General features: G+C 60.7%; 9 protein-coding genes. 1 reads left to right on the top strand and 8 read right to left on the bottom strand.

What is annotated here, in order from left to right:
- Nucleotides 1-344 precede the first annotated feature (344 nt).
- The 3 genes from V5F23_RS24015 to V5F23_RS24005 all read right to left on the bottom strand — a co-directional run bounded on the left by V5F23_RS24015 (nucleotide 345) and on the right by V5F23_RS24005 (nucleotide 6,396).
- Complete coding sequence (locus tag V5F23_RS24015; RefSeq protein ID WP_042730728.1) at nucleotides 345-869, bottom strand: hypothetical protein; 525 nt, start codon at nucleotides 867-869, stop codon at nucleotides 345-347.
- A 204-nt stretch (nucleotides 870-1,073) separates the two neighbouring features.
- Nucleotides 1,074-2,327 carry a serine hydroxymethyltransferase gene (gene glyA / locus V5F23_RS24010; protein ID WP_042730727.1) on the bottom strand — a complete coding sequence of 418 codons (1,254 nt, stop codon included), beginning with the start codon at nucleotides 2,325-2,327 and terminating at the stop codon, nucleotides 1,074-1,076.
- Between the two features lie 220 nt (nucleotides 2,328-2,547).
- A complete protein-coding gene (locus V5F23_RS24005; RefSeq protein WP_042730726.1) occupies nucleotides 2,548-6,396 on the bottom strand; it encodes an EAL domain-containing protein in 3,849 nt (1,282 codons plus the stop codon).
- 271 nt (nucleotides 6,397-6,667) lie between these two features.
- Here V5F23_RS24005 and ettA point away from each other — a divergent pair, with 271 nt between their 5' ends.
- Nucleotides 6,668-8,332: an energy-dependent translational throttle protein EttA gene (gene ettA / locus V5F23_RS24000; protein WP_042730725.1), complete on the top strand. Its 1,665-nt coding sequence runs from the start codon at nucleotides 6,668-6,670 to the stop codon at nucleotides 8,330-8,332.
- Between the two features lie 70 nt (nucleotides 8,333-8,402).
- On the opposite strand, the gene lanM is transcribed toward ettA, so the two are convergent.
- From lanM to V5F23_RS23975, 5 genes are all read right to left on the bottom strand, one after another.
- Complete coding sequence (gene lanM / locus V5F23_RS23995) at nucleotides 8,403-11,360, bottom strand: type 2 lanthipeptide synthetase LanM (protein ID WP_338496801.1); 2,958 nt, start codon at nucleotides 11,358-11,360, stop codon at nucleotides 8,403-8,405.
- A 197-nt stretch (nucleotides 11,361-11,557) separates the two neighbouring features.
- Entirely contained in the window at nucleotides 11,558-11,716 is a 159-nt protein-coding gene (locus V5F23_RS23990) for a hypothetical protein (RefSeq protein ID WP_172679685.1), read from the bottom strand.
- A gap of 160 nt (nucleotides 11,717-11,876) precedes the next feature.
- Nucleotides 11,877-12,020, bottom strand: coding sequence for a hypothetical protein (locus V5F23_RS23985; RefSeq protein ID WP_185057691.1), 144 nt, complete (start codon nucleotides 12,018-12,020; stop codon nucleotides 11,877-11,879).
- A gap of 180 nt (nucleotides 12,021-12,200) precedes the next feature.
- Nucleotides 12,201-12,692, bottom strand: a complete 492-nt coding sequence (locus V5F23_RS23980; RefSeq protein WP_042732729.1) for a GreA/GreB family elongation factor — start codon at nucleotides 12,690-12,692, stop codon at nucleotides 12,201-12,203.
- A gap of 70 nt (nucleotides 12,693-12,762) precedes the next feature.
- Nucleotides 12,763-13,119, bottom strand: a complete 357-nt coding sequence (locus V5F23_RS23975) for a hypothetical protein (protein WP_042732730.1) — start codon at nucleotides 13,117-13,119, stop codon at nucleotides 12,763-12,765.
- Between the last annotated feature and the right edge of the window lie 109 nt (nucleotides 13,120-13,228).

Below are 13,228 nucleotides of genomic sequence, written 5' to 3'. Positions count from 1 at the left end.
GAGGGATTCCTGGTTCGGTGTCCGTGTCCGCTGGGCTTTAGGGCCGTTGGCGTCAGGACTTCATTATTGTGGTCTTACCGGTTTGTCCAGTGCAGGCGCAGTCTAGGCGCGGTTTTGCCACGGCCGCAAGGCGATTTTTTAGGTTTTGGCTTTACCGGTCTTACCAGTTGCAAGGAAACCCTCGTGCTTGAGCCTTTTCCCTCCCATGAAAAAATGACCGGCGGCCCAGGCCTGGGGCAAAACCAGAAACGTGTGGGAGCGAGCCGGCTTGCGAAAGGAGCAGGTCAATCAAGGCCGATTGAACGGGCCCTTATCGCGAGCAGGCTTGCGCCCACACAGTCTATTCAAGTCAGGCTGAGTATGAACGTCAGCTTCGAGCGTACATCGGTTTCTGCCAGATAAAGATAAGGCGAACCGTGCATTCTTAATCCGCCCACATATTTGTTGTGCTTCGTCATGAGCGAGAGGGGCGAGTGTTGGGCCGTTATATCGTCCAAGGTGATTACGCGGTTCTTTGGATTAACAAGTCTAAAGGTACTTGCTTGGCCCGAGTCTTTTACGCCAAGGGCGTCGAACCAACTTTTGCCGATGAACTTGTCGTGGTGTTCGCCGGGCGTTTTTATCCACAGGATGTAGCCATCGGCGCTGTGGCGAAAGTGCAGCATCAGCGGCGCGACGGCGCCGCCGCTGGCTTTGGCGTGCATGCCCAGCAGGCTTGAATGATCGACGGTTTGGGGTTTGCCGCTGAAAAATCCACCGCTGAATGAAGTAATGGTCGCCATGGCCGGTTTTCCGTGCAGCGTTTCAAGCAAGTGGATATGCATGTCTGGCGAGCGAAGTGTTGCGGAAAAAGAGCGTTTACTGTCCATGTAGGGATCGCATCCTTTATTGATGGCCTGCGTGGCCGTGAATAATGAGATTCGATGTTAGGAGTTTCTTGGTAAGTTGTGTGGGAGGCTATGTTTCAAGGCGTGAGGTATATAAAGTTATTACTGGCTTTACAGGGAAGAGCAGCCAATAAAAAAGCCCGCCTATTTCGAGGCGGGCTTTTTCAATGACAGCCTAGTGCTGCATCAAGCGCCGTACACCGGCAGCTTCTTGCAGATGGCCTTGACCTTTTCACGCACGGCGTCGATCACCGCTTCGTTGTTCAGGTCCGCCAGGATGTCGCAGATCCAGCCGGCCAGTTCCTTGCACTCGGCTTCCTTGAAGCCACGGGTGGTCACGGCTGGCGTGCCGAAGCGCAGGCCGGAAGTGACGAACGGGGAGCGAGGGTCGTTTGGCACCGAGTTCTTGTTCACAGTGATGAACGCCTTGCCCAGCGCTGCGTCGGCGTCTTTGCCCGAGATGTCCTGCTTGATCAGCGACAGCAGGAACAGGTGGTTCTGGGTGCCGCCGGACACGACGTCAAAGCCGCGCTCGATGAATACGTTGGCCATGGCTTGGGCGTTCTTCACCACTTGTTGCTGGTAGGCCTTGAACTCAGGTTGCAGCGCTTCCTTGAAGCAGATCGCCTTGGCCGCGATCACGTGCTCCAACGGGCCGCCCTGGGCGCCTGGGAACACGGCGGAGTTGAGCTTCTTCTCGATGTCGGCGTTGGCGCGTGCCAGGATCAGGCCGCCACGTGGACCGCGCAGGGTCTTGTGGGTGGTGGTGGTCACGACGTCGGCGAACGGCACCGGGTTCGGGTACACACCGGCGGCAACCAGGCCGGCGACGTGAGCCATGTCGACGAACAGGTAGGCACCGACCTTGTCGGCGATTTCACGGAAACGCGGGAAGTCGAGCACTTGCGAGTAGGCGGAGAAACCGGCCACGATCATTTTCGGCTTGTGCTCGAGTGCCAGGCGCTCGACTTCGTCGTAGTCGATCAGGCCGTTGCCGTCGATGCCGTACTGGATGGCGTTGTACAGCTTGCCGGAGGACGACACGCTGGCGCCGTGGGTCAGGTGGCCGCCGTGGGCCAGGCTCATGCCCAGGATGGTGTCACCGGCCGACAGCAGCGCCAGGTACACGGCGGCGTTGGCCTGGGAGCCGGCGTGCGGCTGGACGTTGGCGTAGTCGGCGCCGAACAGTTGCTTGGCGCGGTCGATGGCCAGTTGCTCGACCACGTCGACGTACTCGCAGCCACCGTAGTAACGCTTGCCCGGGTAGCCTTCGGCGTACTTGTTGGTCAGTACCGAGCCTTGAGCTTCCATCACCGCGGGGCTGGTGTAGTTTTCCGAAGCGATCAGCTCAATGTGCTCTTCCTGGCGCTGGGCTTCTTGCTCCATGGCGGCAAAGAGATCGGCGTCGTACTTGGCAATAGTCAAATCACGGCTGAACATGGCGGTCCTCAAGGATCGGGGCAGAAAAGGGGGGCATTCTAACCCAACCGGTTTTGGAAGGGGTATGAAAGGACGTCATGTCGTGGACGAATGGGATTCACGCACGTTCTCGTTGTTGTTTGGACAGACGTCTTCGCGGGCAAGCCCGCTCCCACATGAACCGCGTTCCCCTGTGGGAGCGGGCTTGCTCGCGAAGAGGCCCGCACAGGCAGTAGAGATTTCAGTCGAGCATGAACAGCGCATCATTGCTGAACTGCGCTTCGAAGCGATTGGCCGGCATTGGGCGGCCGAACAGGTAGCCCTGCACTTCGTCGCAGCCGTGTTCGCGCAGGAAGTCCAGTTGTTCGTGGGTCTCGACCCCCTCGGCGATCACCGCGAGGTTGAGGCTGTGGGCCATGGCGATGATCGCACGGGCGATCTGCGCGTCCTGTTCGCCGGAGGGCAGGCCATCGACGAAGGTGCGGTCGATCTTCAACACGTCAATGGGGAACTGCTTGAGGTAGTTGAGCGACGAGTAGCCCGTGCCGAAGTCATCCACGGCGATACTCAGGCCGAGGTTTTTCAACCCGGCCAGGATCTGCATCGCTTCGCTGACTTCGCGCATCAGGATGCTCTCGGTCAACTCCAGCTCCAGGCACGCCGGCGGCAGGCCGGTGCTGCGCAGGATATTGGCGATGCGCGTCCCCAGTTGGCCATCGGAGAATTGCCGGGCCGAGATATTGACCGAAACCTTCGGCACCCGGACCTTGGCCTGGTGCCAGGTCCTGAGCTGCCGACAGGCCTCGGCGATGACCCAGTCGCCCACGTCCACCACCAGCCCGAGTTCTTCCAGGACCGGGATGAAATCCCCCGGCGGCACCAGCCCGCGGCGTGGATGGCGCCAGCGCAGCAGGGCCTCGGCGCCGGTCAGGCGCTTGCCGTCGCCGCTGAACTGCGGCTGGTAATACAGCACGAACTCGTTCTGCTCCAGGGCGTGGCGCAGGTCGCTTTCCAGCTCCAGGCGTTCCAGGGCGCTGGCGTTCATGTCGGCCTGGTAGAACTGGAAGTTGTTCTTGCCGCGTTCCTTGGCGTGGTACATGGCCGTGTCGGCGTTTTTCATCAACTGGCTCAGTTCGTTGCCGTCCTGGGGGCTCAGGGCAATACCGATACTGGCGGTGACGAAGAACTCCCGGCCTTCGAGCACGAAGGGCCTGACCAGGCTGGCGAGGATCTGTTCGGCCACGGTAATGGCCCGGTTCAGCGCCATCTCGCGACTGGCGCGCGGTTGCAGCAGCAGGGTGAACTCGTCGCCGCCCATGCGCGCCACGGTGTCGTCGTCGGCGACGCAGCCGAGCAGCCGCGTGGCCATTTCCTTGAGCATCCGGTCGCCGGCGGCATGGCCAAGGGAGTCGTTGATCGGTTTGAAACGGTCGAGGTCGAGGAACATCAGCACGACCCAGCTCTTCTGCCGCTCGGCCGCTTGCAGCGCGGTGTGCAGGCGGTCCTGGAACAACGTGCGGTTCGGCAGGTGGGTCAGGGCGTCGTAGTAGGCCAGGCGATGGATGCGCTGTTCGCTGGCCTTGCGTTCGCTGATGTCGCTGAAGAAGCACACGTAGCTGGCCAGGTCGCCTTCGTCATCCAGCACCGCGGTGATGCCGACCCAGGCCGGGTAGTGCTCGCCATTGCGCCGCTTGAGCCACACTTCGCCTTCCCAGGTGCTGTGCTGTTGCAGCTGCTTGAGCACATAGCGCAGGTGCGCTTCCTGCTGTTCGTCCACGGTCAGCATGTTGGGCAACTGGTCCAGCACCTGTGACACCGCGTAGCCACTGACGCGGCTGAACGCTTCGTTGGCCTGGACGATGTAGCCCGCCGGGTCGGTGATCAGGATGGCCGAGGTCGAATGCTCGAATACCGTGGCGGCCATGCGCAGGTCTTTTTCGGCGCGGCGCTGCTGGCTGATGTCACGGCCCACGCCCAGCACGCCTTCGAACGCGCCGTGATCGTCCCACACCAGCACCAGGCGCAACTCGATGGGGATCTTGCGCCCATCGGCCCGCAGGCAGTCGAACAGGAACAGCTGGGTCTGCATCTGGTTGCGCAGCTCGGCCAGTTGCTCGGGCTTGTCGAGGGCCTTGCTGACCCGCTCCATCAGGCTGTAGATGCCGGTCAGTTGCTGCGGGTTGGCGATGGTCGATTGCCAGCCGTTCTGGAAAATCCAGTCGACGTTGTAGCCCAGCACCGCCTGAACCGACGGGCTGACATAGTTGAGCGAAAGCTTGCTGTCGGTGGAGAAGATCACGTCGCTGATGCTTTCGGCGAGCATCCGGTAGCGTTGTTCGCTGTCGCGCAGCGATTCGCTGGCTTCGATCTGCTCGGTGATGTCCTTGGCCACGCCGATGATCCGCGTTACCTGGTCATGCCGGTCCCGGGCCAGGGCCTGTTCGCGGATATCGAAGCGCCGCCACTTGCCGTTGCGGTGACGAAAGCGCAGTTGGCATTGCAGCAGTTGCGTGTACCCGCCCCGACGCTGTTCCTGGCGCAGGCCGTGGTAATGGTCGGCATCTTCGCTGTGCAGCAGGATTTCCCAGAAGTACTCGCCCATCTGGTGCAGTTCGGTGCGGTCGTAGCCCAGGGTCTGGCCGAGGTGATGGTTGCTGAAGATCATCCGCTGGCTGATGACGTCCTGCACGTAGAGGTGATCCGGCACGGTGCGCACCACGTCGGACCAGAAGCCTTCGCGTTCGAGCAGCGAGAGTTCCACCAGCTTGCGGCTGGTGATGTCGCTGATGCTCAGGATGACAGCGTTATAGTCGTCCTGTTTTTCCGGCAGGCGCAGCACCAGCCACAGGTGCTGGTCGCGGCCATGGGCGTCCTGCAGGCGGATTTCCAGTTCCAGTTGCTTGTGCTGGTCGAGCAGGGCCTGGAGCAGTTTCGAGCCCACGGGGTTGTGGTCTTGCGGGCCGTTGCCCACCAGCAGTTGCCAGGCCTGTTCGCACGAGTCGACGTTAAGCAGCTTCAACGCCATCTGGTTGACCTCGGTCACCAGCACTTCCCGTTGCAGTTGCTCGCGCTGATGGGGTGTTTCCAGCCAGGTGCGCAATTGATCGCCGGTGTGCAGGCCGACCTTCTGGAAGAAGGCCTTGAGCCCCGACAAATCGAGCACGCACAGGGCCACGCCGGTGCCTTCGAAAATATCCTGGTAACGACGGCGACCTTCATGCAGTTGCCGTTGGCGTCGGCGCATGTTCAACAGCGCGATCACCGGCAGCAGCGAGATCGCCAGGCCCAGCAGGCATTTGCCGATGAAGGCCGGCAACAGTTGCTCGATCACCTGGCGCCGGTCGAACAACCCACGCAACTGCCAATCGCTGCTGCTCAGGGGCACGGTCAGCACGGTGTTTTCCAGATCATCCGGGGAGAGCCGGGCGGCGCTTTCCGAAGGCAGGCCCTCGTCGCGGCTGATGATCTGCTGGTCGAGACGGTTTTCCACCAGCCACAACGGGCGCAGGCCCACATCGGCCTGCTTGGTTAGCGTGGCGAAGAAGTTCGGGGTCAGGCGCAAGGCCCAGTAGCCGCGGGTGCTGCCGCTGGCCTGGTGCAACAGCAGGTGCACCACGGAGCCGTCCGTGGAGTTGCTGAAATAGTGGGCCTGGGCCCGGCTGCGTCGCACCAGGTCGGCCAGATAGTCGGCGTCTTCGCTGGCGGCGTCGCTGTCGCTGAGGATCTTGCCCGAGGGGCTCAGCAACGCCAGGCTGCGCAGTTCGGGCAACGATTGCTGCAGCTTGCGCAACAGCGCCTGCTGTTCGTCGGCCGTTTGCGGTTGTTCGACGATCGGTAGCAGGTTGAGGGCGATTTGCGCGTTCAGCGCCATGTTCAGGCTGATTTGCGAGGCCAGGTCGGCGGTGTAGTCGATGGTGTACTGGCGCTGTTGCTGCTGGGTTTCACGCAGTTGGTCGAGCAACTGCCAGAAGAGCAGGCCGAGCAACAGCAGCACCAGTGTGGCCAGCGCGCCCTTCAATGTCCCGCGCAGGGGCGAGCCGGGCACCGTAGCGGGCGCGCGTGGGGACGAGGGCGGCGTGACTTTGGACAAGCTGTAATCCTGCGGTTTGCTGGACTGGCGCGACGTGCACTATAAGCCGGACGCCCGAAGGGCGGCTAGCATGCCTTGCCTTGTGGCAAAGTGCCAGTCCCTGGCGGCTGGACCTTGACCGACGGTTGAGGTAGCTTTGCCGGTCAAACAAGAGCGTTCCAGCTCCACATTCCCAGGCGCCATCGGCCCCCTGGCCTTGATCCCCTTCAAGCGCCGGCGCCGTGCATGGCCTGGCTCGTTCTTTTCACCTGTCACTGACGCTAGGTTCACCATGGCTCAATACGTCTTCACCATGCATCGGCTGAGCAAAGTTGTTCCGCCGAAGCGGGAAATCCTGAAAAACATTTCGCTGTCGTTCTTCCCCGGCGCCAAGATCGGTGTGCTGGGCCTCAACGGCTCGGGCAAGTCCACGCTGCTGAAAATCATGGCCGGTGTCGACAATGAATTCGACGGCGAAGCCCGTCCGATGCCGGACCTGAACATCGGCTACCTGCCGCAGGAACCGCAGCTCGATCCGACCAAGACCGTTCGCGAAGTGGTCGAGGAAGCGGTCAGCGTGATCAAGGATGCCCAGGCACGCCTGGACGAGGTCTATGCCGCCTACGCGGATCCCGATGCCGATTTCGACAAGCTGGCCGCCGAACAGGCTAAGCTCGAAGCCATCCTGCAAGCCAGCGACGGCCACAACCTGGAGCGTCAGCTGGAAGTGGCCGCCGATGCGCTGCGCCTGCCAGCCTGGGACGCGAAGGTCGAGCACCTGTCTGGTGGTGAAAAACGCCGCGTGGCCCTGTGCCGCCTGCTGCTGTCCGCCCCGGACATGCTGCTGCTCGACGAACCGACCAACCACCTGGACGCCGATTCCGTCGCCTGGCTCGAACACTTCCTGCACGATTTCCCGGGCACCGTGGTAGCGATCACGCACGACCGTTACTTCCTCGACAACGTCGCCGGCTGGATCCTGGAACTCGACCGTGGCGCCGGCATCCCGTACGAAGGCAACTATTCGGGCTGGCTGGAAGCCAAGTCTGAGCGTCTTGCCCAGGAATCCAAGCAGCAGTCGGCCCATGAAAAGGCCATGAAGGAAGAACTGGAGTGGGTGCGCAAAGGCGCCAAGGCCCGCCAGTCCAAATCCAAGGCTCGCCTGCAACGCTTCGAGGAAATGCAGTCGCAGGAATTCCAGAAGCGCAGCGAAACCAACGAGATCTACATCCCGGCCGGTCCACGCCTGGGCGACAAGGTCATCGAGTTCAAGAACGTCACCAAAGGCTACGGCGACCGTGTGCTGATCGACAACCTGTCGTTCTCCATGCCCAAGGGCGCCATCGTCGGTGTCATCGGTGGTAACGGCGCGGGTAAATCCACGCTGTTCCGCATGCTGATGGGCAAGGAAACACCGGACTCGGGCAGCATCGAGATCGGCGAAACCGTGCAACTGGCCTGCGTCGACCAGAGCCGCGAAGACCTGGACGGCAGCAAGACAGTGTTCCAGCAGATTTCCGACGGCTCCGACCAGATCCGCATCGGCAACTACGAAATCCCGTCGCGCACCTACGTAGGGCGTTTCAACTTCAAGGGCGGCGACCAGCAGAAGTTCGTCAAGGACCTGTCCGGCGGTGAGCGCGGCCGTTTGCACCTGGCGCTGACGCTGAAGGAGGGTGGCAACGTCCTGCTGCTCGACGAACCGTCCAACGACCTCGACGTCGAAACCCTGCGTTCCCTGGAAGAAGCCCTGCTGGACTTCCCGGGCGCCGCCATTGTGATCTCCCACGATCGGTGGTTCCTTGACCGCGTGGCAACTCACATCCTGGCGTACGAAGACGACTCCCAGGCGGTGTTCTTCGAAGGCAACTACACCGAGTACGAAGCCGATCGCAAGAAACGCCTCGGCGAGGCCGCTGCCCAGCCGCACCGTGTGCGGCACAAGAAGCTGGCTTGAGGGGCGTGCGACCGCAAGGTCGCTGAACCCATGGCGAGGGAGCGTGCTCCCTCGCCATGCAGGTCAGGCGCTAGGCCTGTGGCGCAAAATCGAGCGTGAGAATGTTGGGGATCGTCGGGTCCATCTCGTACAGCAAGGCATAGCCCACACCGGTGATGCCCGTCAGCAGGCTGACGTCGGGCACCCTGTCGTTGTCCAGCCAAGGTCCTGCAAAAAAATGCCGGGCGGCCTCGTCTAGGGCTGTCCTGACCCTGTTCATGCCATCGGCGTTGCCTGAATGCCGATACAGGTCATGCAAGCACAACAGATTGCCGAAATCGCCGTGACACAGGTTGTAACCCTCACCCAACCCGTGCTCCCAGAGATTGCGCTCGCATCGCTGTATGTCGTCGAGCACGGTCTGTCGGGTCGCCGCGTCCAGCACATCCCCCATCGATTGCAGCAGCTGTCGCCTGGCAATGAGCACACCGCCGTCGCCATGGCACCACTTGGACGTATGGTCCACTGGTCCGAGGTTCCTCAGGTCCAGCCAGAAACCGTCCCGGCTCAAGCGGTTCTCACCTTCGAGCACCTGGATGGCCAAAGGCACCAGCGTCGCATCCCCGGTCACGTCATAGGCCTTGCACAGGGCATGGATGACGCCCGAGAGACCGTGGGACAAGCCCGTCAGGATGACGGAGCGATCATCGCGCCGTAGAAGCCGACCCTCTTCGATCAGGACCTGCTCCCGTATGTAGTCGACCATCCGCCGGAGGGCCGGCAGCACCTCGTTCTGTGCCGACGACTCATGGAGATTGGCCAGGAGTGTCACCGCGCCACAACAGCCTGCGAGGAAGTCGAAATCGTAGCGCTCAGGGGGGATTTCGATCAGTTGGGTAAGCAAGCCGGTAATCTTTTCATCATGGCGGGCATCCGCGGTGATCCGGCGGCGATTGATAAGCAAGTAAAGGTAGGCCCCCAGACCGTGATAAGCGCTGACAGTCAGGTCGGTTCGGAAAAAGCCGAAGTGCTGGTCCAGGGCGTCCAGGATCCGATCCAGGCGCGACAGCCAGTGCGACTGGCCACCGACTTTGAACGCGGCCAGGTAAAACAGGCCGATCCCGGCGATACCCGAATACAACCCATGGTCCATCGGCGCCGGGTATTTGCGCAGGCTCGTGGGGTGAGTATGAAAAGACAGCCAGCGGACGTCGGTTGCCGTGCCCCTCACGGCAAGTTCATCGAGGCGGGCGCTGATGGCCAGGACCGCGTCGAGTCGCTCTGCTGGCGGTTCTTTTCCAGGGAGTAGGGGTGTTCGCGTTTCCGGTGAGGGTGGCTCTGGGAACAGGCAGATGTCCAGGAGTGTGCGTTGCAGGGCCCAGTCCTCACGGGACAGGTGACTGATTTTTTGCAGGCAACTTTTTAATGGAGGCTCCAGGGTTGCCATCTCGACGGTTTCACCTTGTGCGCTGGTAAAGCAGCGGGCGTTCAGCGCCATGGTGAAACACGGAATACTGGACCTTTGCAGGTCGGCTATTTCATAGCGGGCAATACCTCTTTCCCGATAGGGCTCTTTTAGATCTTTCCACAGGGTTGCAAGCAGCAGTTCTCGGTCGAGCATGTTCTGCATGAAGCGTGGGTGGCGGATCAGCCCGATAAAGTCAGCGTAGCGCTGCGAATTCTTGAGCAATACGCGGGTGGTCAGTTCGCCGGCGGATTGTTCGAGCATCTCCATGATCGCGTGCCGATGAACCATCAGTGCGCCGTAAGCGTATTCGAAGCCTTTGAACAGCGCGGTCTTATAGGCCTGCGGCCCTATTCGCTCGCCTTGCAGCAGGGGCAGGTGTTTTTGCGCCAACTGATGCTCGAATTCGATTTTGCGCAGGTGGTAGAACCCGCCCTCGAAAACCAGGGCGCGACGGGTGGAAATGAACAGGGCCTGGCGAGTCAGCCCGCTCTGGTCGTTATTGGACTTTTGCGAAAAGGGCACGAAGCCGCTGGAACAGATGGATTGCTGGATCGCCTTGAAACTGCTGGACAGTGCGCAGCCCGCGGGCAACTCCGTCAGCAAGTCGCTGGTGGACGCCGTGAACAGGCATTCGAGGTCGATCATGACCGGGCTGCTGCCGCAGGCAATGATGTTCTCGTAATGAAAGTCGATGCCGTTCAAGGCATGAATGACGGCGATCTGGGCGCCCATTCTCTTGTAGAACAACTCGACATCCGTTGCCTGTTCGCAGGGCAGGTTGTCGATTTTTTCTATCCAGCTATGCCGCGGGCGGCTGAAAATCCTTGGCCCGCGCACAGAGAAGCAGTCCGCGCCGGTCCACTCGTGCAGGTGTTCAAGCAAGCGGTTGTAGAAAAGCGCTTCCCGGCTTGCCCGAGGTTTGTAGACCAGTGAAACGCTGCCGACGCTGACCAGACAGACCGTTTCGCCGCGCCCGTGGGGGTCACCGAGGCCCAGTTCAATTGCGCTGATTTGCCGAGCTGCGATTGAAAACGCGGCCTCCAATAATGCGAGGTCGGCTGCGAAATGGAGAATGACCGCATAAAGATAGTTGAGGGTATCTTCCAATTGATCGAACAGCAGCGTTGCCAGTACCGGGTAGCACTCGAAGAGTGGCCGCAGTGGTAACGTGCGCAGTTGTTCATTGAAGGTGCCCAGGTCAATGTTTTCGCCTTGCGCAATTCGCGTATTCAAATGATGCACAAGACTTTGTTCTGAGGTGCGACTCACCCGGGCCAGAACATACTGTTCGAGGCTTGCGAGCAAGGCCGACTCGTCAATGTGCGGTGAAACTTGGGAGTAACACTTGTCGGCCTTGAACGTGTCGATGAAATAAAGAAGAAACCGCTGGCCGAAGCCATGAAAGTTATCTTTTTTAGTTGCGCTTGTTTTTGTTTCGACAGGAAGTCTGTCGAGGTGGGCCAGCTTCTGTTCCAAACTTTGCAGGCATGATTCGCTGCTGGGGGGCAGGCGGTGTTGGTGGTTGGGGGCGCTGACGTGTTTCAGCAGTTGTTCCCGGCCCAGACCAAAGTGATCCAGCAAAGCCTGGTCATCGGCGTGCAGGCGAGTCAGGTTGTTTTCGAACAGGGCGATGTCGAGTGTGGAAGCGCCTGTGTACTGCCCTCGCTGATCCCACTTCAAAGCGTTAACAAGCATGCCTAGCTCCTGGCATGGATGGAGCAGGCGGTGCCTGCTCCATGTTTATCGATGTTGCCTGTTGCGACGGTCAGTGGGCTGGATCAGCACCCGAGTGTCGAGCACTCGAGGTTGGTGCAGGTGCCGAACGTGTTGCATTCCATCGTCGTCGCCAGGATTGCGGCGATGTTGCTGGCCGGCGCTTGATAGGCGTCGAACTCGAGGTAGAAATCGCCGGACATGTTCAGGATCTGTTCGCTCATGATGTGTTCCTCATCAGGTTGATCAATTCAATACAGTGACCCACGGGCGATCGGGTGCCAGACAGCGCATCCGAACGGTGGGATGTCATGAAGTTATTAAGGGATAGGGTTAGGGAGTGTCGAAGTGCCCGCGGTGCGGATTGACTTCAAAGAGCAGGATTCAGCACAAGATAGCGGTGCAATGCACAGTGCCGCACTCGACAATGGTCCGCGCCGCCGATTCGATGCCGAGGTGGTTTACCTGTTGGTAGGCATTGAAGTCGCCGTCGAAGTCACCGGACATTGCCAAAATGTGTTCGCCCATCATGCATCTCCTTGTTTTTGTTTGCGCCGGTTTCGACGCGGGAAAAACAGTAGCATGGACTTCGATAAGCGCAAACTTGCGGTTATAACCTCATGTTGCAGTTACCTGTCGCTACAGGCAACTAAGCGAATGGCTGTTAGTTGTGAGTTAACCCAATAGCAAGATGCCGTCGCGCGGCCTTCAGGGCAGTTCGATTGCAATCACTTCAATGCAAAGATCGCCCACCGGTCGCTGCCAGACCACCTCATCCCCCAACTTCGCTCCCAGCAACGCCCGGCCCAGGGGTGATCCCCAGTTGATCAGCCCGCTGGCCGCGTCGGCCTGGTCCTCGCCCACCAGTTGCACCCGTTGCTGCTGGTCCAGTTCGTCGGCGAAGGTCACCCAGTGTCCAATCCGGACCTGATCGGATGACGTCGGCGCCACGACCTGGGCGCTTTGCAGGCGCAGGTTGAAATAGCGCAGGTCACGTTCGATGTCCGCGATCCGCTGCTTATCGGCCTGATCGCCGCGGGCTGTCTGCTGGCTGTGCAACGCCTGCAACTGTGCGACCCGCGCCTGCAACTCGGCGAGCCCGCTGGGCGTGACGTAGTTCGGTTGTGCGCTGACCTGGCGTTCGACTGGCTGGTCGGCCTGGGCGGCGGCGTTGTCTTCGTTGACGAAAGCGCGACTCATGGTGTTCTCCTCTGTTGGAGTTTGGGCCATGGTCGCAGGCTTTTGGTTTCGACGAATGTCTGTGCGCGACTCACTGCGAGCGATAAGCCCGGCCGGCGTCCCGATCCTTTTCCTGTTGCCAGGCGCGTTCGCGCTCGTCCCAATGGCGTTCGCGATAGGCATCGCGCTCTTCGCTTTCGCGCATGGCCTGGCACTGCCGGAACCCGTCGCTCCAGCCTTCGGCGTAGCGGGGATCCTTCAGATAGCGCGGCACATCTTTGCGGAACTGACCGGTAATCACGCCGGCGGCTTGCCGGCCGCTGCTGCAACCGTCGTCGTAGCCGTCGGCGAAGGCCGGTGGGAAACCTCGGGCAATGAGGTCCTCGTGAGTGGTCTCGCAACCGCCAAGCAACATCAGTACCGCCAATACCACCACCGCCCGCCTCATTTTCTGCCTTCCTGCCGGATTCACCTGTACCTGAAGTCTAGAAGCGGATTCGTCAGGCCGATGTGAAAGCGTTGTGAGCAATCCGTTGGGCAGGTGACGAACGCCCTGG

Origin of the sequence: Pseudomonas sp. WP18 (genome assembly GCF_036689585.1) — a bacterium.
GTDB lineage: Bacteria > Pseudomonadota > Gammaproteobacteria > Pseudomonadales > Pseudomonadaceae > Aquipseudomonas > Aquipseudomonas chlororaphis_E.
Note: the sequence above shows the minus strand (reverse complement) of the source record. Positions and strands in the feature narration are given on the sequence as shown.